23 protein-coding genes, 1 tRNA gene and 1 pseudogene are annotated in these 24,820 nt (G+C 69.9%); 7 read left to right on the top strand and 18 right to left on the bottom strand.

The genetic code is table 11. From position 1 onward, the window contains the following. Entirely contained in the window at positions 1–1,860 is a 1,860-nt protein-coding gene (locus G6N25_RS16775; protein ID WP_083073451.1) for a fatty acyl-AMP ligase, read from the top strand. 1 nt (position 1,861) lies between these two features. Here the strand turns inward: G6N25_RS16775 and G6N25_RS16770 are convergent. From G6N25_RS16770 to G6N25_RS16755, 4 genes and pseudogenes are all read right to left on the bottom strand, one after another. After that, positions 1,862–2,937 (bottom strand): annotated as a pseudogene (locus tag G6N25_RS16770) (phosphotransferase family protein). Between the two features lie 73 nt (positions 2,938–3,010). Further along, entirely contained in the window at positions 3,011–4,762 is a 1,752-nt protein-coding gene (locus G6N25_RS16765; RefSeq protein ID WP_083073452.1) for an ABC transporter ATP-binding protein, read from the bottom strand. Next, positions 4,759–7,347: an ABC transporter ATP-binding protein/permease gene (locus G6N25_RS16760; protein WP_083073453.1), complete on the bottom strand. Its 2,589-nt coding sequence runs from the start codon at positions 7,345–7,347 to the stop codon at positions 4,759–4,761. Before G6N25_RS16760 ends, G6N25_RS16765 begins: the two co-directional genes overlap by 4 nt. Beyond that, positions 7,347–8,012 (bottom strand): TetR/AcrR family transcriptional regulator, encoded by a 666-nt coding sequence (locus tag G6N25_RS16755; protein ID WP_232065821.1) that lies wholly within the window; start codon positions 8,010–8,012, stop codon positions 7,347–7,349. Before G6N25_RS16755 ends, G6N25_RS16760 begins: the two co-directional genes overlap by 1 nt. 156 nt (positions 8,013–8,168) lie before the next feature. Between G6N25_RS16755 and G6N25_RS16750 the strand changes: the two genes are divergently transcribed. Beyond that, complete coding sequence (locus G6N25_RS16750) at positions 8,169–8,591, top strand: thiol-disulfide oxidoreductase DCC family protein (protein WP_232065820.1); 423 nt, start codon at positions 8,169–8,171, stop codon at positions 8,589–8,591. Between the two features lie 13 nt (positions 8,592–8,604). Here the strand turns inward: G6N25_RS16750 and G6N25_RS16745 are convergent. Further along, a tRNA-Leu gene (locus G6N25_RS16745) sits at positions 8,605–8,690 on the bottom strand. A gap of 59 nt (positions 8,691–8,749) precedes the next feature. Here G6N25_RS16745 and G6N25_RS16740 point away from each other — a divergent pair. Then, the gene (locus tag G6N25_RS16740) at positions 8,750–9,130 is read left to right on the top strand and encodes a hypothetical protein (protein ID WP_083073455.1); all 381 of its coding nucleotides are present in this window, start codon (positions 8,750–8,752) and stop codon (positions 9,128–9,130) included. Beyond that, the gene (locus G6N25_RS16735; protein ID WP_083073456.1) at positions 9,127–9,468 is read left to right on the top strand and encodes a DUF3817 domain-containing protein; all 342 of its coding nucleotides are present in this window, start codon (positions 9,127–9,129) and stop codon (positions 9,466–9,468) included. The genes G6N25_RS16740 and G6N25_RS16735 overlap by 4 nt, the downstream gene beginning before the upstream one ends. A gap of 178 nt (positions 9,469–9,646) precedes the next feature. Here G6N25_RS16735 and rdgB read toward each other — a convergent pair whose 3' ends face one another. Together rdgB and G6N25_RS16725 are read right to left on the bottom strand one after the other, a co-directional pair. After that, positions 9,647–10,249 (bottom strand): RdgB/HAM1 family non-canonical purine NTP pyrophosphatase, encoded by a 603-nt coding sequence (gene rdgB / locus G6N25_RS16730; protein ID WP_142272564.1) that lies wholly within the window; start codon positions 10,247–10,249, stop codon positions 9,647–9,649. A 19-nt stretch (positions 10,250–10,268) separates the two neighbouring features. Continuing rightward, positions 10,269–10,679, bottom strand: a complete 411-nt coding sequence (locus G6N25_RS16725; RefSeq protein ID WP_158084861.1) for a type II toxin-antitoxin system death-on-curing family toxin — start codon at positions 10,677–10,679, stop codon at positions 10,269–10,271. Between the two features lie 652 nt (positions 10,680–11,331). Here G6N25_RS16725 and G6N25_RS16720 point away from each other — a divergent pair. Next, positions 11,332–11,775: a nitroreductase/quinone reductase family protein gene (locus tag G6N25_RS16720; RefSeq protein WP_083073458.1), complete on the top strand. Its 444-nt coding sequence runs from the start codon at positions 11,332–11,334 to the stop codon at positions 11,773–11,775. Between the two features lie 147 nt (positions 11,776–11,922). Here G6N25_RS16720 and rph read toward each other — a convergent pair whose 3' ends face one another. The 10 genes from rph to clpS all read right to left on the bottom strand — a co-directional run bounded on the left by rph (position 11,923) and on the right by clpS (position 18,766). Then, positions 11,923–12,702, bottom strand: coding sequence for a ribonuclease PH (gene rph / locus G6N25_RS16715; RefSeq protein WP_083073459.1), 780 nt, complete (start codon positions 12,700–12,702; stop codon positions 11,923–11,925). A 21-nt stretch (positions 12,703–12,723) separates the two neighbouring features. Next, entirely contained in the window at positions 12,724–13,506 is a 783-nt protein-coding gene (locus G6N25_RS16710) for a cyclic nucleotide-degrading phosphodiesterase (RefSeq protein ID WP_083073460.1), read from the bottom strand. Between the two features lie 73 nt (positions 13,507–13,579). Continuing rightward, positions 13,580–14,395 carry a glutamate racemase gene (gene murI, locus G6N25_RS16705; protein WP_083073461.1) on the bottom strand — a complete coding sequence of 272 codons (816 nt, stop codon included), beginning with the start codon at positions 14,393–14,395 and terminating at the stop codon, positions 13,580–13,582. Then, positions 14,392–14,982 carry a rhomboid family intramembrane serine protease gene (locus G6N25_RS16700; RefSeq protein ID WP_083073462.1) on the bottom strand — a complete coding sequence of 197 codons (591 nt, stop codon included), beginning with the start codon at positions 14,980–14,982 and terminating at the stop codon, positions 14,392–14,394. Before G6N25_RS16700 ends, murI begins: the two co-directional genes overlap by 4 nt. A 91-nt stretch (positions 14,983–15,073) precedes the next feature. Beyond that, entirely contained in the window at positions 15,074–16,045 is a 972-nt protein-coding gene (locus G6N25_RS16695; RefSeq protein WP_083073463.1) for a cysteine synthase, read from the bottom strand. A gap of 21 nt (positions 16,046–16,066) precedes the next feature. Then, positions 16,067–16,339 carry a MoaD/ThiS family protein gene (locus G6N25_RS16690; protein ID WP_083073464.1) on the bottom strand — a complete coding sequence of 91 codons (273 nt, stop codon included), beginning with the start codon at positions 16,337–16,339 and terminating at the stop codon, positions 16,067–16,069. Continuing rightward, positions 16,336–16,764, bottom strand: a complete 429-nt coding sequence (locus tag G6N25_RS16685) for a Mov34/MPN/PAD-1 family protein (RefSeq protein WP_083073465.1) — start codon at positions 16,762–16,764, stop codon at positions 16,336–16,338. Before G6N25_RS16685 ends, G6N25_RS16690 begins: the two co-directional genes overlap by 4 nt. 1 nt (position 16,765) lies before the next feature. Next, positions 16,766–17,818: a P1 family peptidase gene (locus tag G6N25_RS16680; RefSeq protein ID WP_083073466.1), complete on the bottom strand. Its 1,053-nt coding sequence runs from the start codon at positions 17,816–17,818 to the stop codon at positions 16,766–16,768. Beyond that, the gene (aosR, locus tag G6N25_RS16675) at positions 17,815–18,423 is read right to left on the bottom strand and encodes an oxidative stress transcriptional regulator AosR (protein WP_083073467.1); all 609 of its coding nucleotides are present in this window, start codon (positions 18,421–18,423) and stop codon (positions 17,815–17,817) included. The genes G6N25_RS16680 and aosR overlap by 4 nt, the downstream gene beginning before the upstream one ends. Positions 18,424–18,448: 25 nt before the next feature. Further along, complete coding sequence (clpS, locus tag G6N25_RS16670) at positions 18,449–18,766, bottom strand: ATP-dependent Clp protease adapter ClpS (RefSeq protein ID WP_083073468.1); 318 nt, start codon at positions 18,764–18,766, stop codon at positions 18,449–18,451. Positions 18,767–18,822: 56 nt separating this feature from the next. On the opposite strand from clpS, the gene G6N25_RS16665 reads away from it, so the two are divergent. Continuing rightward, positions 18,823–20,130 carry a nicotinate phosphoribosyltransferase gene (locus G6N25_RS16665; RefSeq protein ID WP_083073469.1) on the top strand — a complete coding sequence of 436 codons (1,308 nt, stop codon included), beginning with the start codon at positions 18,823–18,825 and terminating at the stop codon, positions 20,128–20,130. 1 nt (position 20,131) lies between these two features. Continuing rightward, positions 20,132–22,123, top strand: coding sequence for an ATP-dependent DNA helicase (locus G6N25_RS16660; RefSeq protein ID WP_142272565.1), 1,992 nt, complete (start codon positions 20,132–20,134; stop codon positions 22,121–22,123). Here the strand turns inward: G6N25_RS16660 and glgP are convergent. Continuing rightward, positions 22,120–24,741, bottom strand: coding sequence for an alpha-glucan family phosphorylase (gene glgP / locus G6N25_RS16655; RefSeq protein WP_083073470.1), 2,622 nt, complete (start codon positions 24,739–24,741; stop codon positions 22,120–22,122). The two genes, G6N25_RS16660 and glgP, sit on opposite strands and share 4 nt — an antisense overlap. Between the last annotated feature and the right edge of the window lie 79 nt (positions 24,742–24,820).

Below are 24,820 nucleotides of genomic sequence, written 5' to 3'. Positions count from 1 at the left end.
ATGGGTCGGGCCCCTCTGTCGATCAATGCTGCTCAGCCCGCGATGGCTGACATCAATGACTACGTGCGTGCTGACGGCACCATCGTCATACCCGAGGGGGTGACACTCACCTCCTTTTTCGAACAGAACCAGCGAGCGTTCGGCGACCTCCCGTCGTACCGGTTCATCGACTACGCGAGGGAGCAGGACGGGCGCATCATCGAGCTCAGCTGGAACGAGCTGTGGACGCGGGTCCGCGCGATCGGGGCGCGTCTCCAGCAAGTCACCAAGCCGGGTGATCGGGTGGCGATCCTGGCGCCGCAGGGCATCGACTACGTTGCGGCCTTCTTCGCCGCCGTCCATGCGGGAAACGTCGCCGTGCCGCTGTTCGCGCCGACGCTGGCCGGACACGCCGAGCGGTTGACGGCGGTGCTGGCCGACGCCCGGCCCACCGTGGTGCTGACCACCAACGCGGCGGCCGAGGCGGTACGGGAATCCCTGCGGACAAATCCGGTGGCCGGGCGGCCGCGACTGATCGCGGTCGACGCGGTGCCGGGGACCCTGGCGTCGATGTTCGCCGACCCGACAATCGGCACCGATGATGTCGCCTATCTGCAGTACACGTCGGGTTCGACGCGCAGCCCCGCCGGCGTGGAGATCACCCACCGCGGCATCTGTACCAACGTGCTGCAGATGATCCTGGCCGACAGGCTGGACCGCGGAATCCGAAGCGTGAGCTGGCTGCCGCTCTATCACGACATGGGACTGATCATGATCATGTTCCCGGCGCTGTGCGGCGGCGGATACCTCACGCTGCTGGACCCCATGGCGTTCGTTCGACGGCCCTTCCGATGGATCAAGGAGTTGAGCGCGGAAGCGGCCAACGGCCGGACGTTCGCGGCCGCGCCGAACTTCGCGTTCGAGTTGGCGGCGGAGCGGGGACTGCCCCCGCAGGGCGTCGATATCGACCTGCGGAACGTCGTCGGCCTGCTCAACGGATCCGAGCCGGTGACGATATCGGCCATCGAGAAATTCACGCGCGCGTTCGCCCCCTACGGCCTGCCCGCGACGGCGGTCAAACCCTCCTACGGAATGGCGGAGGCGACGCTGGCGGTCGCCACCATTGGCCCGGACGCGGCGGCCAGCGCCGTATTCCTCGACCGCGTCCGGCTCGCCGCCGGGCACGCGGTAGTCGTCACGCCGGAAACCCCAGGCGCGGTCCCCTATGTCTCGTGCGGCCAGCCGATCCGGGACCTGTGGGCGGTGATCACCGACCCCGACGGCGCCGAGGTGCCGGACGGCACGGTGGGACAAATCTGGTTGCACGGCAACAACGTCGGCCGCGGCTACTTCGAACGCGAGGACGAAACGCAACGCACGTTCGGCAACAAGCTGCAATCCCGGCTCGAACAGGGTAGCCACGCCGAGGGCGCCCCGGACAACTGCTGCTGGCTGGCCACCGGCGATCTCGGCGTCTACCTCGACGGTGAGCTGTACCTGACCGGGCGGATCAAAGACCTCATCATCGTTGACGGCCGGAACCACTACCCGCATGACATCGAGACCACCGTCAGCCAGGCGTCGCCCGCCATTCGCGCCGGCTACGTGGCCGCGTTCTCGGTTCCGGCCGACGCCCTGGACGCACCGGGCGGCAACTCCGGCGAGCAACTGGTCGTCGTCGCCGAACGCGCCGCGGGCGTCGGACGCGTGGACCCGACCCCGATCGAGGCCATCGTGCGGGCGGTGATCTCGCGGGAGCATCAGGTCCGGGTCGCCGACGTCCGCCTTGTCGCCGCGGGCACGATTCCCCGCACGACCAGCGGCAAGCTCGCCCGCAACGCGTGCCGCGCCGACTACCTCGCCGGCCGCATCAGCCGCTGACTCAGGCGATCAGGTCCACCGTCCCCAGGTCCCGGATCGCCTGGCCGCCCCGCCGCAGCATGGTCAACACCATGTCGTCGCCGCCTCGGTGGCGGCGGCGAACGCAAACCCCAGGGCGGAGATCAGCAGGGCCTGAATCATCCCCAGACGATAATCGCGCCAACACGTTTCGCGGTCGTAACCGGTGACCCCGTGGCCCAGCAGCGCCGTGTGGTACTCGCCGACGAGGTCTTTCTCGATCGCCGCGCGCAGCCGCGAATCCAGGCTGGTTGCCGTGAAATACGCGAGGTCCCTCGCCGGAAGGCCCACGCCGAGCGTCTGCCAATCGACCACGCTCACCCCACCGCGGTCCGGGTCGAACAGCAGGTTGTCGAGGCGATAGTCGCCGTGCAGCAGAGCGAACCGGTCCCGCTCGGCGAAGAGCCAGGGCGCCACCTTGCCCATTGCCGCGGTGAGGGTCTCGCGGTCTTCGGCGCTCATCCGGTCGCCCAGCTTCTCCAGGGTGATCTCGGCGCTCAGCTTCGCCACGTCCCCAAGGCCCTTCGCGGACGCCTCGTCCGGGCGGGGAAACGCGAGGCCGGGCACGTTCAGCCAGAACGGGTCACACCAGCTGGGCCCGTGCAGCCCGGCCAGCGCCACCACCGCGAGCCGCGCCTCCCGCTCGCCGCAGCCGGCGATCTGGTCGCCCTGCACCGCGGGCGCCTGATCGGCAAGCAGCAGCGCGTAATCCCTGGCGTCCTCGGTGATTTCGCAATAGAAGCACCGCGGGCTCGGCACGCGAACGCGGTCGGCCACCGTGGTATAGAACGCGCACTCGCTGCGATAGCCGATGGTGACCCGGTCGCGCACGGCGTCGTCCTGCGCGGGCAGCTTGATCACAAAGGTTCGCGGCAGCTCACCCGGGTCGGTCGCGTACCCGGCCGTCACACGAAACGTCGCCCCGGTCTGCCCGGTGCCGATGGCCACGACGTCGATCGCGGACACCCGGACGGGTGCGCGGCCGTCGCTGAGCACGGCCGACAACCATTCCGGCGTCACGTCGCCGGGGTAGCGCGGAATCGACACCACAGCGCTCATACGCAGCACGCCTCCAGCACTCGCACGGCCGACTGACCGGTCAACTGTAAGGCATACGGCAAGAGCCCCGTGGCTAGTCGGCGAGGATGTGCCACTGCGCGGCGTCGCGTTGCTGCCGCCAGAATTCGTTGAAACGCCCACCCGCGGCGAGCAATTCGTCGACGGCACCGTCCTCGACCACCCGGCCGTCGTCGAGGAAGAGAACGCGGTCGGCATGCCGAATGCTGGCCAGCCGGTGCGCGACGATCACCCGGGTGCGGGGCCGCGGATCGCCGGTGAGCGCGTCGACCACGGCGGCCTCGTTCTCGGTGTCCAGGGCGCTGGTCGCCTCGTCCACCAACAGGATTGGCGCCGCTTTGAGCAGCGCGCGCGCGATGCTGACGCGTTGTCGCTCGCCGCCGGACAGCGCCGACCCGGCCTCGCCGACGACGGTGTCGGCGCCGTCGGGCAGCCGGCCGGTGAGTTCGTCGACCCGGGCCAGCGCCACCGCCCTGGCAAACCGGTCGTCGTCGGCGGACGGGTCTCCGGCGAAGACGTTTTCACGGATGGTGCCATGGAACAGGTACGGGTGTTGGAACACGACGCTGCTCGCCGCGCGCCGAGCCTCGGCGGCCAGCGTCGCCGCGTCGACCCCGTCGATGAGGACGCGGCCACGGGTGGGCTCGTGCAGGCCGGCGATCAGCGCCAGGATGGTGCTCTTGCCCGAGCCGGAGGGACCGACGATCGCCGTCGTGCTCCCGGACCGCAGCGAGAAGCTCACGCCATCAAGTACGGGCGCACCGGCGCCCTCATAGCCGAAGGCCACGTCGTCGAACTCGATGCGCGGAGCCCCCGCAGAAGATGGGGCGCCGTCGGCCAGCGTCGCGGCCCCGGCGTCGACGGCCGGCGCGGTGAGCACGGAGCGAATGCGGTCCAGCGTGGCGCGGGTGCTCTCCAGGGCCGGGGCCAGCTCGCTGATGGTGGTGAACGGCTCCAGGTAGCGGGCGATCACGACGATCAGCGCGATGGCCTCCGGCACGGTGAGCGTGCCGTTCACGGTCAGCGCCGCGGTCGCGCCGGCCAGCAGGATCAGAGCCAGCTGGCTGGCCAGGCTGAACAGCAGCTGGCCCGGGACCTGCATGGCCAGCAGCCGCATCGTCGCGCCGCGCTGTGCGGCCAGCGCGTCGCCGACCAGGCTGCGGGCGGGTTCCACGCGCCGCGCGGCGCGCAACGCCTGCTGGGTGCGGGCGAATTCGATGATCCGCTCGGTGAGCGCGGTGTTGGCGTCGGCGGCCGCGGCGTCGGCGCGCCGGGCCAGCCGCGCGGACGCCCACAACGCGCCGAGCAGCGGCGGCACGCCGCCCAGGGCGGCCAGGCCGAGCTGCCAGGAAACCGGCAGCAGGGCCAGCGCGATGGCCGCCGGCAACAGGATCGCGGTGACCAGCGGCGTCAGCAGGTTCACCACGAGGCCGACGAGTTCCGGCCCGGTTGCGGCGATCGCCTGCCGCGCCGTCGCGGTGTTCTCGGCGGTGAACCACTCCAGCCGGACATCGGGAAGCCGGTCCGCCATGTCGTGCTGGGTGTGGTCGAGGACGGCGAAACCCAGATCGAAGCCGATGCGCGCGGCCGCGGTGTCGATCACCCACCCGGTCACGGTCGCGGCGCTGAGCCAGCCCAGCCACACCAGGGCGCGGTGCGGTGAGTCACCGAACAGGGCGCCCACCAGCGGGACGAGCAGCACCGTGGCCACCGCCCGCACCACCACCGACAGCACGGCCAGCACGGTGTACCCAATCACCTTGCCGCGGTGGTCTTGTGGAACCAGCCGTATCCAGGTGCGGATCATCGCGCCCCCTCCCGGGCCGCGGTCGCGGGCACCGCATCGACGTGGCCGGTGTCCCAGAGCCGGCGGTAGCAGCCGTCGGCGGCGAGCAACTCGTCGTGGGTGCCGCGCTCGGCGACCCGGCCGTGATCGAGCACGACGATCTGATCGGCCCGGGTGATGGTGTGCAGTCGATGCGCGATCACCAGCACGGTGCGGTCTCGGGTCAGCCGGTTGAGTGCCTGCTGCACAAGGTATTCCGATTCCGGGTCGGCGAACGCGGTGGCCTCGTCGAGGATCAGGACCGGGGTGTCGGCGAGGATGGCGCGGGCGATGGTGAGCCGCTGGCGTTCCCCGCCCGACAGTCCGGTGCCGGCGCCCAGCACGGCATCGTAGCCGTCGGGCAATCGCAGGATTCGGTCGTGGATTTGCGCCGCGCGGGCGGCGTCCTGAATCTGTGCGGCGGTGGCGTCGGGGACGGCCAGCGCGATGTTCTGCGCGACGGTGCCGTGCACGAGCTGCGTGTCCTGCAGCACGAAACCGACGCGCGTGTAGAGTTCGTCGGGGGTCAACGATCGAATATCCTGTCCCCCAACGCGTATCGCACCCTCGCCGATGTCGTGGAAGCGGGCCAGCAGCGCGGCCAGGGTCGACTTGCCGGACCCCGACGGGCCCACGAGCGCCGTGACGGTGCCGGGCCGCAGCGTCAGCGACACGTCGTTGATCACCGGGACCCCGGGGCGATAGCCGAAGCCGACGCGATCGAACACCACCGTCGCCGACGAGTCGTCGTGGGGCGCTTCCCGCTGTCGCACGGCCAGGTCGGGCTCGTCGAGGGTGTTCTGCAGGCGCCGGGCGGCCAGCATCCCGGCGCGGATGCCGCCGAGCCCGTAGGCGATGCCGAGCAGGCGTGCGCCGAATGTGGTGCCCAGCAACAGGAACGGCAACAGGTCGACCGGATTCATCCGGCCGGTGACCACCAGCACGGTGCCGGTGACCGCGATGAGCCACAGGAACGTCGAGGGGCGGGTGGCCAGATCCATCAGCGTTTTCTTGCCGGCCAGTGGGCGCTGCCAGGCCACCAGGAACCCGACGTACTCGTCCAGGCGGCGCCGGAAGCTGGACGCCGCGGCGCCCCCGAAGACGCGAATCACCGGTTGCCCCTCGAGGTAGGCGCCGGCCTCCCCGCTCATCCTTTCGGCCCAACGCTGCGATTGCGGAATGCGCGGGCCGGACTGGATGGTGAGGGAGGACGTCAGCACCAGGTAGACCAGGACGGGCAGGAACAGGACGAGCGCCACCCGCCAGTCGACGACGAACAGATAGATCAGCACGGCCACCGGCGCGACGATCGCGGCGACCGCGTCCGGGATGGCGTGCGTGACCAGGTAGTGCAAGGACAGGGTGTCGTCCTGGACGAGCTGCTTGATCGAGCCCGAGCCGCGGGCGGTGAACCAGCCCAACGGAAGTCGGGACAGCTTGGTCAAAAGCCGTGAGCGCAGGTCGCTGGCGAATCGCGCGTCGACGACGTGCAGCCACAGCGTGAGGGCGGCACCGAGCACGGTGCCCGTTCCGAGCAGCGTGACGGCCGCGACGCCGACCGTCCACAGCCGGGATTCCGCGGCGCCGGACACCAGAAGCCGGGCCAGCTCGACCAGGAGCACGAACGGCGCCAGCTGCACCAGCGTCAGCACGACCTGCAGCGCGCCGGAGAGGATCAGCGCCGGCCGCAGCGGGGCCAGCAGCCGGCCCGCGGCCTGGGCGCGCCACCGGCCGCGGGACATAGGTGACTTATGCTGTGCCGCAGCCACTTCCGGCGATGTGTCGTCCGGCGGTGGTGCGGCGGCTTCGTCCGGGCCGTCACCGCGGCGGATGCCCATCGCGCGCCCGGCGCTCCAATAGGCCTGCGCGTGTATCTCGGATTTGGGAAACCCGAACTCGTCGCGCAACCGCGTTCGGACGTGCTTGAGCGTCGTCGCCTCGGGCGTCGCCCACGCGTACCAGTCCGACCAGTCGCGGCTTTCGACCGCCGCCGCCAGCGACGTCTCGTCGCGACGCGCAACCCAATGCACGTGCAGCCGGGGGTGTTTCGCGATCGGGATCAGCGGGTCGTTGTCGTCGTGCTGCTCGAGGTACATCTCGATCGGGACGTCGTGGGGGACGGTTCCGACGATCCCGTTCATGCCCGGGATCGATGCCGAATCACCGATCAGCAGGTAGCCGGCCGGCTGTTCGTCGGGCGCGTCGAAACGCGACGAGCCCATCAGCGACATGACCGCGATGGTCGCGCCGGGTTGCACCGTGCGCGCCCACGACGACGCCGGGCCGGCCGGCTCATGCAGCACGACGTCGACCGCGAAGCGGCCGGCGGCGGCGTCGGCCTCGGAGATCGTGTAGGCGCGCTGGAACTCGGTGTTCGACCCGTCCGGGTCGGGAAACCAGAACCGCAGCCACGCCGCCGGTTCGGCGTCCGCGTCCTCGAACAGGGTCGGTGACACCATCCGCACCCGCACGAAATGCGGTGCGATGCGGACGGTTTCGAGGACCGTCGCCGTGTGATCGCGGGCACCGAAACTCCGCAGCATCACCCCCTGAAACCCGCGCGCCATCAGCGGTCCTCTCCGGCGGCGCGCAACTCCGCCACCACCTCGCCGATCGGGCGCCCGGGCGGAATCACCGCCACCAGACCCCGAATCGATGCGGCCAGCAGCAGCCGCACGAACTCCACATCCGAGACCCGCGGCAACCCGACGTGGGCGGCGCCGAGCTGCGCGTTGCCGGCCAACCGTTCGGCGGCCGCGTCGCGCTCCACCGCGAAACCGCCGGCCTGGTCTCCGCCGGTCGCGTTGGCGTTGCTCTCTTCCCGCGCGGCCAGGCTGATCGCCAGCGTGGCGACCGCGCTGCTCAACACCATGGCGGCGTCGGCGGAGTATCCGCGCCGGCTCAGCGCCTCGACCTCGGTGGCCAGCAACCGGGCACCGGCGTCGCCGCGCGGGAACAGCACCTGAAGGTAGGACGCGAGCCCGGGGCGCCCGGCGGTGAAGTCGCGCAGCTGCAGGCCGAACGACAGCAGGTGCCGCTCGGTGTCCGCCGTCGGGTCGTCGCGCAATTCGAGTTCGGCGAGCAGGCTCTCGCCGACCAGGCGCTCGAGCTCCCACCGGCTTTCGACATACCGGTACAGGGCGGTCGCCGAGACGCCGAGCCGCAGCGCGACCGCGTTGACGCTCAGCCGCTGCATGCCGAGTTCGCGGCCGACCCGGACGACGTCGTCCACCGCGATAAGCGCGGGTCGGCCTCCCTGACGCGACGCAACCGACTGCATCCGGCACCCTCCGAGTAGGTAAGTTACCCCCACAAACTAAGGGTTGCCTTACCTTCCGTCAACCTCGGGGCCGTGCCGCGGCGCTGGCCAGCCAGTAGCCTGGGCCGCGTGGAGACGCAGGTCGCACCGGTGCTGCTGTACGACGGCGTCTGCGGCTTCTGCAATCGGGCCGTGCGGGCGGTGCTTCGGTTCGATCCACGCGGCGCCCTGCGCTTTGCGGCCCTCGACAGCGACTTCGCGCGTGCGATCATCGATCGGCACCCGGACGTCCAGAACGTCGACTCCATGGTGTTTGTCGATGAACCCGGCCGGCCCACCGAACGGGTGGCGGCCCGATCGGCGGCCGCGTTACGCGTGGCGGACTACCTTGGCGGGCCGTGGAAGCTGTTCAAGGTAGCCCGCGTCATACCGGCTCCCCTGCGTGACTGGCTCTACGACAGATTCGCCGATATCCGCTACCGCGTCTTCGGCAAGTACGAGAGTTGTCCGCTGCCGCCGCCGGAGGTGCGCGCCCGTTTTCTGGACGCGTAGCGTCGAAAAACGGTGCGGGCGGAGGGACTCGAACCCTCAAGCTCTCACGAGCACCGGCACCTAAAGCCGGCGTGTTTGCCGAAATTTCACCACGCCCGCGCGCGTGCCGATCGTACAGCCTCAGCTTGGGCCCAAATCGTGAGCGGTACCGTCAAGGGGTGCCCACCACCCGTCGTCGCAGGGCCGCGTTGATCGCTTTGGTGATCGTCGCGGCGTGTGGGTGTTTGGCCCTGGGCTGGTGGCAGTGGACGAGGTTCCAGTCGGTCTCGGGTACGTTTCAGAATCTCGGCTATGCGCTGCAGTGGCCGTTGTTCGCCTGGTTCTGTGTCTACGCGTACCGCAAGTTCGTCCGCTACGAAGAGGAACCCCCAGAACCACGGAAGAGCGGCGAGATGACCGAGATCCCCGCCGGGCTGCTGCCCGAACGGCCCGCGCCCGTGCGGCAGCCGCCCGACGATCCCGCGCTGCGGGAGTACAACGCCTACCTGGCCGAGCTCGCCAAGACCGATGCCGAAAAACAGAACAGGACCATCGCATGACCACACCCGAGACACCGGCGCCCGCCGTGCCCGTCGAGAAGATCCGCACCGCGTTGCTCGGCTACCGGATCATGGCGTGGACGACGGGTCTCTGGCTCATCGCCCTGTGCTATGAGATCGTCTCGCATCTGGTCTTCCACCACGAGATCCGGTGGATCGAGGTGGTGCACGGCTGGGTGTACTTCGTCTACGTGTTGGCGGCATTCAACTTGGCGGTCAAGGTGCGTTGGCCAATTCTCAAGACGGTCGGTGTGCTGCTGTCCGGCACCATCCCGCTGCTGGGCATCATCGTCGAGCACTTCCAGAGCAGGGACGTCAAGGTCCGCTTCGGGCTTTAGGGGCGCACCTGCCACAGCGGTCCCACGCAGGCGCGACACACGATGTGCCCGCCTCTGCGCGACAACGCAAGCGGCGCAACGGATTGTCGCTCACGAGTCGGGCAACAAAGTAGGTGCCTCTCCGCCGAGACTGGTGTGACGGCTGTGGCTTAGGCCAGGGCCGGACGAGCACCCGGGATCAGCCGAGCCCCCGCAGCGCCGGCACCAGCAACGCCAGCGCCCGACCACGGTGCGAGACCGCGTCCTTTTCCGCCGGGCTCAGCTGCGCGGCGGTCCGGTCGCTGCCGGACGGAACGAACACCGGGTCGTAGCCGAACCCGCCGTCGCCGCGCGGTTCCCGGGCAATCGTCCCGCGCCACTCGCCCCGGACGACGACCTCCCCCGAAGCCGACACCAGCGCGCACGCCGACACGAACGCCGCGCCGCGCCGCGCGTCGGGAACGTCACGCAACTGTGCCAGCAGCAGCGCGGTGTTGGCGGCGTCGTCGCCGTGGCTACCCGACCAACGCGCCGACAGCACGCCGGGCATGCCGCCCAGCGCGGTCACCTCCAAACCGGAGTCGTCGGCCACGCTGGCCAGACCGGTCGCGGCGAACGCGTCCCGCGCCTTGGCCAACGCGTTGTCCTCGAAGGTCGCGCCGGTTTCGGGCGGTTCGTCGAACGGCGCCACGTCGTTCAGCGACACCAGCGTCAGCCCCGACAGGCCGGCGCCGTCGAGCACCCGGCGCAGTTCCGTCAGCTTCTTGGGGTTGCGGCTGGCAACCAGCAGATGTGTCACCAAGAAATCCCAAACATCTTGTTCATACAGCACCGCTTGTGGGGAAAGCGTTGACCTCGAACCACTCGCCTGCCCTCTTGAGGGTTCGGTCGGGGTCCTCTTCGACGTCGAACAACCGCCGCGAGACAGCCAGCACAAACGCCTCTGCTTCCACGTCTGCGATGTTGTCACGGACCTGATATCCGTTGATATCGAGAAACACGACCGCGGCAATCCAAGCAGTCCGTTTGTTCCCATCGCTGAAGTACTGCGTCGAACTGAACGAATGGACGTAGACGCCCGCCTTCACCCACAGACTGGGAAAAGCTTCCTGGCCGAAGGCGGACGTCGCCGGCCGATAGACAGCAGCTTCGATGCCGTCCCGATCCAGTGGATATCCGCCGAAACCGGCGTTTATATCTATGATTACCTGCGCAGACAGGTACTCGGTCACTCCTCGGCGAGGCGGTCTAGAAGATTGCCCCATCGGGAGAGCTGGCGGTCGACGGCCTCCATCGCCCGACCGTGATCGGCGAATGTAATGCAGCGTTCGTCACGCGGCAGGCTCGTGTCTAAAGTCGGGGGAGTCACTCTTCCACCTCCTCAGCAATCCCTTTGTTAGCAGCCAGGCTACCACACGTAGCCATCCGCGCCGCACGTATAACCAGTGGTCAAGCAGGTTTATGCCTCGGCTCCCGGTAGCCGCGGCATCTCACGGTAGTAGCCGAATAAGTTGCCCAAAACCCTGCGATTGCAGCCCTCACGCTGTTCTGCACCGACCCTGTCATGGTGCGTTTGGGCCCACCCGGCTGGCGACCAGCAGGCGGGTCATCATCTATTCCTAAACGTGCGGTCTGGGCCGTTGCCGATGCACCCCGAACACCTTACGGACTGCGAGACGATGGGTTGGCGACGCGAATAGCATTAAGCAGTGCAGAGGGTGAAGATGCCGACGGCCGCCACCGCCATTTCAACGCTGCTGACCACCCTGGTGGATCTCTAGTTGCGAGTGCCTTGGGCCCGAGGCCGGCACGGCGTACAACACGGCACGCTCCGCAAGGAATAGCGCAAGGAATAGACGGGGCGACCAAGTAGCTTCCTCCAGAGTGAGTCAAAGACCCGATACCGAGACCCTCAAGGCGCTCAATAACAACATCACCGACGAGTTTCGCGCCAACGCCGGCAAGGTCGGCGGGCGATTCGAAGGCAACGAGCTGTTGCTACTCACTACGAAGGGCGCGAGGTCCGGCGAGCCGCGCGTCGCGCCGCTGGTGGTCTTCCGTATCGACGGCAAGCTGCTGATCGTCGCCGGTTACGGCGGCGCCGACGTCAACCCGGCGTGGGTGCACAACCTGCGGGCCAACCGGCGGGCGCGCGTTGAAGTCGCCACCGGCTCGTTCGACGTCGTCGCGCGCGAGCTCGACTCGTCCGAACGTGAGGCGATCATCCCCAAGATCAACGCGACCGTACCCGCGTTCGCGTTCGCGAACTACCAGTCAAAAACCACGCGCACCATCCCGATATTCGAGCTGCGGGAGGACGAGTCATGACCGACTGGAATGGGTCTCGTCTTGGCCGCGGTGTCGGCGGTGATAGACCGCGGGGCAGTTAGGCCAGGGTCAGACTGGCGACCAGCAGCCGTGACGATCGCAAGGGCGGCGAAGCCGGGCGTAGCGGGTCGTCACCATCAGGCACGGTCAGCTGCCGAACGCCTTGGGCGGAGGGGGTCCGTCCGGCAGCACGCCCGGGTACGGCAGCGCCAACGCCTCGCGCTGGGCGGCGAACAATGTGTCGCACGCGCCCAACGCCATGTCGAGCAGTTTGTCCAGCGTCGACCGCGGGAACGTCGCGCCCTCGCCGGTCCCCTGGATCTCGACGAGGGTCCCGGTGTCGGTGGCGACGACGTTCATGTCGACCTCGGCGCGCGAATCTTCGTCGTAGGGCAGGTCCACCCGGACCCGACCGTCGACGACGCCGACGCTGACAGCCGCGATGGCGCACGACAAGGGCCTCGGGTCCGACAGCTTGCCCGCCGCCGACAGGTAGGTCACCGCGTCGGCCAACGCGACGTAGGCACCGGTGACGGCCGCGGTGCGGGTGCCGCCGTCGGCCTGCAGCACGTCGCAGTCGACGGCAATGGTGTTCTCCCCCAACGCCGCAAGGTCGATGCACGCCCGCAGCGACCGGCCGATCAGCCGGCTGATCTCCTGGGTGCGCCCGGACAGGCGGCCCTTCACCGACTCGCGGTCGGAGCGCGTGTGGGTGGCCGACGGCAGCATCGCGTATTCGGCGGTCAGCCACCCCAGGCCCGATCCCTTGCGCCAGCGCGGTACCCCCTCGGTGACGCTGGCGGTGCACATGACCTTGGTCTGACCGAATTCGATCAGCACCGAACCCGCCGGGTGCTCGGTGAATCCGCGGGTGATGACTACGGGGCGAAGCTCGTCATCGAGGCGGCCGTCTTCTCGTTTGGACACGAGGCAACCCTAACGTGGGTCTTAGACCCTTTCCGAGCGGCGGACGTCGAACGTCTCACCGCACACCACCGCGTGCACCGGACCGTCGAACTCGGCCTTGGCCTCACTGATCACGTCCTCGCGCGAAGTCCACGGCGGAATGTGCGTCAGCAGCAGCTCGTGAACGCCGGCCTGTGCGGCGACCCTGCCGGCTTCCGTGCCCGAAAGGTGCAGCGCGCGCGGACGATCCGGCGCGTGCGTCCAGGAGGCCTCGCAGAGGAAAACGTCGGCGTCGCGGGCCAGCTCGACGAGCTGATCGCAGATGCCGGTGTCGCCGCTGTAGACGAACGAGGCGCCGCTCGAATCGGTGATCCTCAGGCCGTAGGACTCCGTCGGGTGCGCCACCACCCGCGGCGTCACCGTGAGCGAGCCGAACGTCACCGGCTCACCGTCGACCCAGTGATGAACGTCGAAGATGTCCGAGCAGTCGTCGATCTCGCCGCCGTAGGGCGAGGACGCGGCGCCCAACCGGGACCAGGTGTCGCTCGGGCCGTACAGCAACGCCTTGCCCGAAGGGCGCGACGGATGGTAGCGGCGCCACACGAACAGGCCGGGCACATCCAGGCAGTGGTCGGCGTGCAGATGAGACAGCAGCACGTTCACCGAACCGGGGTCGGCGTAGCGCTGCAGCGCGCCGAGGACACCGCCGCCGAAGTCAAGGACCAGGGGCGGGGTATCCGGCGCTCGAAGCAAATAACCGGACGCGGGCGAATCCGGACCCACGACGCTGCCCGAGCAGCCGAGCACGGTAATTCGCACGGACACTACTGTGCCATGCCCGATCGCACCATGGAGAAAACATCACCGCTTTGGTGTGATGAGAATCTCTCCGGGGCCCTTAGTGGACGCGGGAGCGACGGACGGGCTGAACGCCGGTGATCGCGGGGCCCAGGAACCGCGTCGCCAGTTTCGTGAACGCCTCCGGGTCGCCGGTGGCCTCGAACACCCGGGCGGCGGGCGGCGCGTCATGGGGCCGCAGCAGGTCGCGCTCGGTGAGCACCCGGACCACCTCCTTGGCTGTTTCCTCGGCGCTGGAAACCAGCGTCACGTTGTCGCCCATCGCCAGCTGAATCAGCCCGGACAGCAGCGGATAGTGCGTGCAGCCCAGCACCAGCGTGTCGACCTGCGCGCGCTGCAGCGGCTCCAGATAGCCCTCGGCCAGCCCGAGCACCTGACGCCCGCTGGTCACGCCGCGCTCGACGAAGTCGACGAACCGCGGGCAGGCCACCGCGGTGATCTCGGTGTCGCGGGCGGCGGCGAAGGCGTCCTGATAGGCGTGCGAGTTGATGGTCGCCCGCGTGCCGATGACGCCGATGCGCCCGTTGCGGGTGGTGGCGACCGCGCGGCGCACGGCGGGCAGGATCACCTCGACGACGGGCACGTCGTAGCGCTCGCGGGCGTCCCGCAGGCACGCCGCCGACGCGGTGTTGCAGGCGATCACCAACGCCTTGACGCCGCGGTCCACCAGGTCGTCCCCGATGGCCAGCGCGTGCGCGCGCACCTCGGAAATGGTGAGCGGGCCGTAGGGGCCGTTGGCGGTGTCGCCGACGTAGACGATGTCCTCGTCGGGCAACTGGTCGATGATGGCCCGCGCGACGGTCAGCCCCCCGACGCCGGAGTCGAAGACCCCGACGGGCGCCAACGGCGAGCTCATGTCGTCGGCCGCCGGGCGCGGGCCTTGCGTTCGGGGCCGGACAAGATGTAGGCGGCCAAGACGCCCGCGAGCGCGCCGCACAGGTGGCCCTGCCAGGACACGCCGCCGCATTTGTCGAGGACGGGCACGGCGCTGACGAGGATCCCGCCGTAGGCGAACAGCACCACCAGGCCGGTGATGATGTCCCAGAACCTGCGCACGAATATCCCGAAGACCAGCAGGAACGTCAGCCAGCCGAAGATGAGGCCCGAGGCCCCGATGTGGTCGGACTCAAAGCGGCAGCCGCCCCAGTTGCCGATGAGCCAGGTGCCGAGGCCGCCGACGATCCACACGATCACGGTGGCCCAGACGAACCGGGACATGCCGGCCAGCGTCACCAAAAACCCCAACACCAGCGCGGGGACCGTGTTGGCGAACAGGTGCGTCCAGCTCCCGTGCAGGAACGGCGCCCAGATGATCCCCCACAGCCCGTCGGCCTCCCACGGCCTGATGCCGTTGCGGTCCAGCGAATGGTGCGTCAGCTGATCGATCAGCTCGACGAGGTACAGCAACGCCACGAACGTGAGGATCGTGGCGCCGCCGACCATCCACTGGGGTCGCTTTTTCGATTGTGTCGCCGGCCCGGTCACTACGCGCCGCTCCTACTCATCGCTGCGCTCTGCATCGTCGCCGGCGCACTCATGCCCATAGCTGCCCTTCTAGAGCGTTTTCGGCATCGTCCAGGCTACCGGCATAGGCGCCGGTGGACAGGTACTTCCAGCCGGCGTCGGCGACGACGAAGGCGATGTCGGCGCGCTCGCCGGCCGTGACGGCCTTGGCTCCGAGGCCCAGGGCGGCGTGCAGCACCGCGCCGGTCGAGATGCCGGCAAAGATGCCCTCGGCGTCCACCAGCTCGCGGGTGCGGCGCACGGCGTCGCCCGCGCCGACCGAGTAGCGGGTGGTCAGGACGTCGGGGTCATACAGTTCGGGCACGAAGCCCTCGTCGATGTTGCGCAGCGCGTACACCCCCTCGCCGTAGCGGGGCTCGGCGGCCACGATCTTGACGCCGGGGACGCGCTCACGGAGAAACCGGCCGGTGCCCATCAGGGTCCCGGTGGTGCCCAGGCCGGCGACGAAGTGGGTGATCTCGGGCAGGTCGGCGAGCAGCTCGGGGCCGGTGCCGTGGTAGTGCGAGTCGGTGTTGGCGGCATTGCCGTACTGGTACAGCATGACCCACGACGGGTTGGCCGCGGCCAGCTCCTTGGCGGTGGCCACCGCGGTGTTCGACCCGCCCTCGGCCGGCGAGAAGACGATCCGCGCGCCGTAGAGCTCCAGCAGCTGACGCCGTTCCACCGAGGTGTTCTCGGGCATCACGCAGATCAGCCGGTACCCCTTCAACCGGGCGGCCATCGCCAGCGAGATGCCGGTGTTGCCGCTGGTGGGCTCGAGGATCGTCGCACCGGGCGCCAGCAGCCCGTCCCGCTCGGCCTGCTCGATCATCCGCAAGGCCGGCCGGTCCTTGATCGACCCGGTCGGGTTGCGGTCCTCGAGCTTGGCCCACAGCCGCACGTGCGGACCGTCCGGCCCGTCGTCCCAGCGCGGCGACAGCCGCCGCAGGCCGACCAGCGGCGTGTTGCCCAACGCCTCTAACAGCGAGTCGTAGCGCGTCATGCGCCTGGTGTGAGCACGGGCTCACCCACCCGCCACGGCCGGCAGGATGGTGACCGAGTCGCCGTCGGCGATCGCGGTGTCCAGGCCGCCGGAGAATCGCACGTCCTCGTCGTTGACGTAGACGTTCACGAAGCGATGCAGCTTGCCGTCATCGATCAGGCGCTCGGAGATCCCGGAGTAGTGGGCCTCCAGGTCGTCGATGACCGCGCCCAGCGTGTCGCCGCTGGCCGCGACGCGCTTCTCGCCGCCGGTGTGCGGCCTCAGGATGGTCGGGATGGACACGGTGACGCTCATGCGGACCTTTCCGAATACTTCTCGACGATGTTGACGGGTTCCTCGGTGACGGCGCCGTCGACGATGCGATAGCTGCGCAGCTCGTGGCGGTCGGGGTCGCGGGTGGACACCAGCACGTAGTGCGCGTCCGGCTCGGCGGCCAGGTTCACGTCCGTGCGGCTCGGGTAGGCCTCGGTCGCGGTGTGCGAGTGGTAGATGACGACCGGGACCTCGTCGGCCTCGTCAAGCGCCCGCCACACCGTGAGCTGCTCGCTTGAGTCGAAGCGGTAGAACGTCGGCGAGCGCTCGGCGTTGAGCATCGGGATGTGCCGCTCGGGACGATCGGAGCCCTCCGGACCGGCCAGTATCCCGCACGCCTCGTCGGGGTGGTCGCGGCGCGCGTGGGCCACGATCGCCTCAACCAGGTCGGCGCGGATCACCAGCACGTCAGCTGCTCCCTCTCGCGAATGCTCCGGGCAACATGTCGCGGTAGGTCGGTATTCCGGCGACCGACTCGGCGGCCAGCACACCGGCCAGCACCGCGCGGGCGAGGCAGTCGGCCGCGGCCGCGCCCACCTCGGTGACCAGCCGCGTCTCCGGCGACATCGCCGCGGGTGTGTCGGCCGGCGGTGGCACCTCGACGGCCCCGGTGGCCAGCGCGAATACCGTGTCACCGTCCAGCGGGGTGTGCGCGGGCCGGATGGTGCGGGCCAGGCCGTCGTGGGCGGCGATCGCGACCCGCCGGCACGCCGCCGGGCTCAGCGCCGCGTCGGTGGCGACCACCGCGATCGTCGTGTTGAGCGGCTCCAGCGGAGAGGGCAGCCGCGCGAGCGCGTCGATCTGCCCGGCCGGCGGTGGCCTGAGCCCGAACTCGCCGATCAGGTCGGCCATCCACGGCAGGCCGGTCGCCCGGTCGACGACGTCCCCGGCGGAATTCACGACGACGAGGGCGCCGACGGTGACGCCGGACGGCAACGCCGTCGAAGTCTTCGAAGTCGTCGACGCCGTCCCGAGACCGCCCTTGAGCACCCCGGCGCGCGCACCCACGCCGGCCCCGACCGTGCCCACCGCGCAGTCCCCGCCGGCGGCGGCCTCACACGCCGCATAGCCGAATTCCGCCGTCGGCCGGCAGCCCCAGCCGCCGACCGGCAAATCGAAGATCACCGCGCCCGGCACGATGGGCACCACGCCCCCGTCCATGCCCACGCCGCGCTCGCGCTCCTCCAGCCAAAGCATGACGCCGTCCGCGGCGGCCAGGCCGTAGGCGCTGCCGCCGGCGAGGAGCACCGCGTCGACGAACCGCACGGTGTTGGCCGGGTCCAGCAGATCGGTCTCCCGGGTGCCGGGCGCGCCGCCGCGGCAATCGACGGCGCCGACGGTGCCGGGCGGGGTGAGCACGACCGTCACGCCGCAGGCCCAACCGGAGCCCAGAGACGCGTCAGGGTCGAGCCGGTGATGGTGACCGACGCGGATGCCCCCGACGTCGGTGATGGAGTTCATCGGGGCCCCATCAACGCCAGAACGAGGTATTCCTGCAGGACGGTCAGCCACTGGTAGACGTCGAAGTGCACGGCCAGCGGATGGTCGGCCGGCAGGCGATCCGGCCCCTCGGGCCCGATCTCGAGCATGACCCCCAGCGTCAACCGAACGTCGTTGACCGCCGCGACCCACGCGTTCGCGTCGTCCTCGGCCAGCTCGAAGCGGCCGCCACCTTCGGGAAGGGTGTCCAATAGCCGTTGCGCCGCAGCGCGTTTGGCGTCGATGATCTCCGGCTCGTGCAGGCTGCGCAGCGCGGCGTTGAGGCTCTGGTAGCCATCGCCGCGGGACGGGGCCTCGTCGTCCGGGTCGTCCCGGTCGCCCGGGTCGTCCGGGTTGTGGAAATCCGGCAGCAGCCGGCGCAGCGTCGGATCGCGCGGGGGTTCCGCGTTCCCGGTCTTGATGCCGGTGATCTCTTCCAGTTCGTCTGCCGGCGCGGAAGATTCGCGCTCGTCGAGCAAGCCGATCATCGCCGTGACGAGATTCTTGAGCAGGACAGCCTCATGGGAGGCCAAAGCGGACCGAAAACGGGGACCGTTGGCAGTCTCGACGCGCTTCCATTTGCGCACAAAAAGTCCCGGACGACCTCGAACCTCACCGGTCCTGCTGCATCGTCGCCCACAAACCGGCGGCGTGCAGCTTGGACACGTCGACTTCCATGGATTCCCGGCTGCCCGACGACACCACCGCCTTACCCTCGTTGTGCACCTGCAGCATCAGCTTGGTGGCGTGCGGCTCGCTGTACCCGAACAGCTTCTGGAAGACATACGTCACATACGTCATCAGGTTGACCGGGTCGTCCCACACGATGGTGACCCACGGGCTGACTGTGGCGTCAACCGGGGCCGACTCGCGTTGCCCGATAGTGCCCGGCCTCGACTTCGGCTCGGTGGGCGCCGACGCAACAACCATGGCCCCTAGGATACCGAGACCCGGGGCCGTTGCCGCCGGCCATTATCGTTTGCGAGATGAACGAGCCGGTCCTGACTGGGCTGCTGACCGACAAATACGAGTTGACGATGCTGGCGGCGGCGCTGCGCGACGGCACCGCCCAGCGCCGGACCACGTTCGAGCTGTTCGCCCGCCGACTGCCCGACGGCCGCCGGTACGGCGTGGTCGCCGGGACCGGTCGGCTGCTGGAAGCCTTGCCGCGGTTCATGTTCGACGACGACGCGTGCCGATTGCTGGCGCAATTCCTCGACGAGGACACGGTGCGCTACCTCCGCGAGTTCCGGTTCGGCGGCGACATCGACGGCTACGCCGAAGGGGAGCTCTACTTCCCGGGGTCGCCGGTGCTCTCGGTGACCGGCACCTTCGCCGAATGCGTGGTACTCGAAACGCTGGCGCTGTCGATCTTCAACCACGACACCGCGATCGCGTCCGCGGCGGCTCGCATGGTCAGCGCCGCCGGGGGCCGCCCGCTGATCGAGATGGGGGCGCGGCGGACCCACGAACGGGCGGCGGTCGCCGCGGCTCGCGCCGCCTATCTCGCCGGCTTCGCCGCGTCGTCGAACCTGGAGGCCCAGCGCCGATACGGGATACCCACCGAGGGCACCGCCGCGCACGCGTTCACCATGCTGCACGCGCGGCACGGCGACCCCCTGGAAACCACCGAACTGGCGGCGTTTCGCGCCCAGGTCCACGCGCTGGGCGCCGGCACCACGCTGCTGGTGGACACCTATGACGTGACGACCGGCGTGGCCAATGCCGTGGCCGCCGCCGGGATGACGCTCGGCGCGGTCCGCATCGACTCCGGCGAGCTCGGGGTGCTGGCCCGCCAGGTGCGTGAACAGCTCGACGGGCTGGGCGCCCGGCGGACCCGCATCGTGGTCTCCGGCGATCTTGACGAGTTCAGCATCGCCGCCCTGCGCGCCGAGCCGGTGGACGCCTACGGCGTCGGCACGTCGCTGGTCACCGGCTCCGGCGCGCCGACCGCGAACATGGTCTACAAGCTCGTCGAGGTGGACGGCATGGCCGTGCAAAAGCGAAGCAGCCACAAGGAATCCCACGGCGGCCGCAAGGCGGCGCTGCGGCTGTCGCGCCCGACGGGAACCATCACCGAGGAGGTGGTGCATCCGGCGGGCCGCCCACCGGACACCGCCGAGCCGTGCCGGGTGCTGACGACGCCGCTGGTGCGCGGCGGAGAGCCGGTATCCAGCCCGACCCTGGCGGCGGCACGCCAGCTGGTGTCCTCCGGCCTGCGGAGCCTGCCGTGGGAGGGGCTGAACCTGTCGCACGGCGAGCCCGCGATCCCGACGACGCAGATCCGGGCCTGACGTGTCGGTGTCCGTGCGCGAGCTGCTGGCCGCGGCCGTGGCGGCGCTCGGCGGCAGCGAGCGTAGCGGCCAAGTGGAGATGGCCGAGGCCGTCGAGCGGGCCTTCCGCACCGGCGAGCATCTCGTCGTGCAGGCCGGCACGGGCACCGGCAAGTCGCTGGCCTACCTGGTTCCCGCGATCGTCCGCGCGGTCGGCGACGACGCGCCGGTCGTGGTGTCGACGGCCACGATCGCGCTGCAGCGCCAACTCGTCGATCGCGACCTGCCCCGGCTGGCCGATGCGCTCGTCGACGCGCTGCCCCGCCGCCCGCGCTTCGCGCTGCTGAAGGGGCGACGAAACTACCTGTGCCTGAACAAAATCCACAACGGCGCCGCGGACGATCAAGACGCGGAAGGCGAACGGCCGCAGGAGGAGCTCTTCGACGCCATGGCCGCCACCGCCCTGGGCCGCGACGTGCAACGGCTCACCGCCTGGGCGTCGACGACCGATTCCGGCGACCGCGACGACCTGAAGCCCGGGGTGCCGGACCGGGCCTGGTCGCAGGTGAGCGTCTCCGCGCGGGAATGCCTCGGGGTGGCCCGCTGCCCGTTCGGCACCGAGTGCTTTTCCGAGCGGGCCAGGGGTGAGGCCGGCCGCGCCGACGTCGTCGTCACCAACCACGCGCTGCTGGCCATCGACGCCGTCACCGAATCGGCGGTGCTGCCGGAACACGCGCTGCTGGTGGTCGACGAGGCGCACGAGTTGGTCGACCGGGTGACCTCGGTGGCCACGGCGGAGCTGACGACGACCGCCCTCGGCGTCCTGTCGCGGCGGATCGCCCGGCTGGTCGATCCCGAACTGACCCAACGGCTGGAGGCGACGACGGCGAACCTGGCGGCGGCATTCCACGACGCCCAGATCATCAAGCCGGGCCGCGTCGACCGCCTCGACGACGAGATGGCGACGTACCTGACCGCGCTGCGCGACGTCACCGGTGCGGCGCGGTCGGCGATCGACACCACGAGCGACGCGAAGGCCGCCGCGGCGCGGGCCGAGGCCGTCGCGGCGCTGAGCGAGATATCCGACACCGCGTCGCGGATCCTGACGTCGTTCGGCCCCGCCATCCCCGATCGCACCGACGTGGTCTGGCTCGAGCACGAGGACAACCGGGGTGCGCCGCATCCCGTGCTGCGGGTGGCGCCGCTGTCGGTCGCGGACCTGCTGCGCGGCCGGGTGTTCGCCCGTTCGACGACCGTGTTGACGTCGGCGACGCTGACCGTCGGCGGGTCCTTCGACGCGATGGCCGCGGCATGGGGTTTGAGCGGCGCCGGCACCGGTGACGATCCGCCCTGGCGCGGTCTGGACGTCGGGTCGCCGTTTCAGCACGCGCGGGCCGGAATCCTTTACGTGGCCGCCCATCTGCCGCCGCCGGGCCGCGACGGCACCGGCTCGGCCGAGCAGCTGACCGAGATCGCCGAGCTCGTCACCGCCGCCGGCGGGCGCACCCTGGGGCTGTTCTCGTCGATGCGGGCCGCGCGGGCCGCCGCCGAGGCCATGCGGGAACGGCTGGCGACGCCGGTGTTGTGTCAGGGCGACGACGGCACCGCCGCGCTGGTCGAGCGGTTCGCCGCCGAGGCGGAGACCTCGCTGTTCGGCACGCTGTCGCTGTGGCAGGGCGTCGACGTCCCGGGGCCGTCGCTGTCGCTGGTGCTGATCGACCGCATCCCGTTTCCCCGGCCCGACGATCCGCTGCTGGGCGCCCGGCAGCGCGCGGTGGCCGCCCGCGGCGGCAACGGCTTCATGGCCGTCGCCGCCAGCCACGCCGCGCTGCTGTTGGCGCAGGGGTCGGGCCGGCTGCTGCGCCGCGTCACCGACCGCGGGGTGGTGGCGGTCCTCGACTCCCGGATGGTCACCGCGCGCTACGGCGGTTACCTGCGCGCCTCGCTGCCGCCGTTCTGGCAGACCAACGACGCGGCGCAGGTCCGCGCCGCGCTGGAGCGGCTGCGCGCCTAACGAGCCAGCGTGACGAGGCCGAGCTCGTTGCCGGCCGCGAGCATCGGATGGTGGGGCAGCACCCGCACCGTGTATCCGACCGCTCCGGCCAGCGGCAGCGGCGTCGTCGTCGAAAAGACCTGATTGCCCGCCTCGGCGGTGCCGGTGTAGGACATGTCGACGGTCACCGGGTCCAGCAGCGCGTCGGTGGCGTCGACCCTACCCACCACCGCCTGAACCGTGACCTCGTCGGGCCGCAGCCCGGCCAGGTCCACGGTCGCGGTCAGGGTCAGCTTCGAGCCCAGCGCGGGCGTGTCCGGCAGGCCGGTGCTGTCGACGTCGGTGACGGTGATCTTGGGCCACGCCCCTTCCGCGCGCCGGCGGTAGGCGGCCAGCTCGCGGGCGGCGCCGAACTCGCCACTCGCCTCGTCGGCGGGGGCGACGGTCCTGTGCAGCGACTCCGCCGCGGGCGTGTAGTAGCTCTCGACGTAGTCCCGCACCATCCGGGACGCCAACACCTTCGGCCCCAGCGTCTGCAGGGTGTGCCGCACCATTTCGATCCACCGCGGCGGCACCCCGTGTTCGTTGCGCTCGTAGAACTTCGGTGCCACCGCCTGCTCCAGCAGGTCGTAGAGCGCGCTGGCCTCCAGGTCGTCGCGCCGCGTCTCGTCGGCCAGCCCGTCGGCAGACGGTATCTCCCAACCGTTTTCGCCGTCGTACCATTCGTCCCACCAGCCGTCGCGGATGGACAGGTTCAGCCCACCGTTGAGCGCGCTCTTCATCCCCGAGGTGCCGCAGGCCTCCAGCGGCCGCAGCGGGTTGTTCAGCCACACGTCGCAGCCCCAATACAGCAGCCGGGCCATCGACATGTCGTAGTCGGGCAAAAACGCGATGCGGTGGCGCACCTCCGGCCGGTCGGCGAAGCGCACCACCTGCTGGATCAGCGCCTTGCCGCCGTCGTCGGCCGGGTGGGACTTCCCGGCGACGATCAGCTGGATCGGCCTCTCGTCGTCGAGCAGCAGCCGTTCCAGCCGATCCGGATCGCGCAGCATCAGCGTCAGCCGCTTGTAGGTCGGCACCCGTCGGGCGAACCCGATGGTGAGCACGTTCGGATCGAAAGCCGTTGCTATCCACCCTAATTCGGCGTCCGACGCGCCGCGTTCCTGCCACGAGCGGCGCAGCCGCCGCCGGACATCCTCGACCAGCAGCGACCGCAGCTGCGAGCGGATCCACCACAGATGACCCGGGTCGACCTGCTGCAGTCGCAGCCACACGCCGGGGTCGCCGAACGAGTCGGACCCGGCCAGTTCGCGCCCCAGCTGCAACCATTGCGGCGCGGCCCAGGTGCGCGCGTGCACGCCGTTGGTGATCGATCCGATCGGCACCTCGCCCGGGTCGAATCCGGGCCACAATTCGTTGAACATGGCCCGGCTCACCCGGCCGTGCAGCAACGAGACACCGTTGGCCCGTTGCGCGAGCCGCAGGCCCATGTGGGCCATGTTGAACTTGGTCGGATCGTCCTCGGCGCCCAGCGCGACGATCCGCGCGGTCGGTACGCCCGGCAGCAGCGCGGGCCCGCCCGCACCGTCATCACCCAGATGGTCGTCGAAGTAGAGCCGCACCATCTCGACGGGGAACCGGTCGATTCCCGCGGGCACCGGGGTGTGGGTGGTGAACACCGTGCTGGACCGCACCACCGTCAGCGCGGTGTCGAAGTCCAGCCCCGAGTCGGTGATCAGCTCCCGGATGCGTTCCGTCCCGAGGAACCCGGCGTGGCCCTCGTTCATGTGCCACACCTCGGGCGCGGGCAGCCCCTCGATGGCGGTGAACGCGCGGATCGCCCGCACCCCGCCGATGCCGGCCAGGATCTCTTGCCGCATCCGATGCTCCTGATCGCCGCCATAGAGGCGATCGGTGACGCCGCGTAGCTCGTGTTCGTTCTCGGGAACGTCGGAATCCAGCAGGAGCAACGGAACGCGGCCCACCTGCGCCACCCAGACCCGGGCCCGCAGCTGGGTGGATTCGGGAAGCGTCAGCTCCACCAGGACCGGGTCGCCCGTCGCGTCGGTCAGCAGCCGCAACGGCAGCCCCTGCGGGTCCAGCGACGGGTAGGTCTCGTTCTGCCAGCCATCCGCGGTCAGCGACTGCCGGAAGTACCCGGAGCGGTAGTAGAGGCCCACCGCGACCAACGGAACCCCCAGATCCGACGCCGACTTCAGGTGGTCGCCGGCGAGAATCCCCAGCCCACCCGAGTAATTGGGCAGCACCTCGGCGACGCCGAACTCCATCGAGAAGTACGCGACCGCGCTCGGCATCGCCCGGCTGTCGGGGCTTTCGCGCTGCCGCTGCTGGTACCACAACGGACGGCTCAGGTAGTCGTTCAGGTCGGCCGCCAGCCCGTCGAGCCGGCCCAGGAAGCCTTCGTCGAGCGCCAACTCGTCGAGCCGTGCCGGGCTCACCGCGCCCAACAGCGCCACCGGGTCGCAGCCGCACCGCTCCCACAGCGTCGGGTCGATGGTCGCGAACAGCTCCTGCGTCGGTTTGTCCCACGACCACCGCAGGTTCGTCGACAGCTGATCCAGCGCGGCCAGACGCTCGGGCAAGTGCGCACGGACGGTAAAGCGGCGAAGGGCTTTCACACGTGACTACCTTACTGAGGATTCCGCCGCGCGCAGGACCAGTGATTGACCGTGCGCCTTCGAGGGTATGACCGGACAC

This window comes from Mycobacterium heidelbergense, assembly GCF_010730745.1.
Classification (GTDB): Bacteria; Actinomycetota; Actinomycetes; order Mycobacteriales; family Mycobacteriaceae; genus Mycobacterium; species Mycobacterium heidelbergense.
The sequence above is the reverse complement of the archived record's forward strand: the minus strand, read 5'-3'. Positions and strand labels throughout refer to the sequence as shown.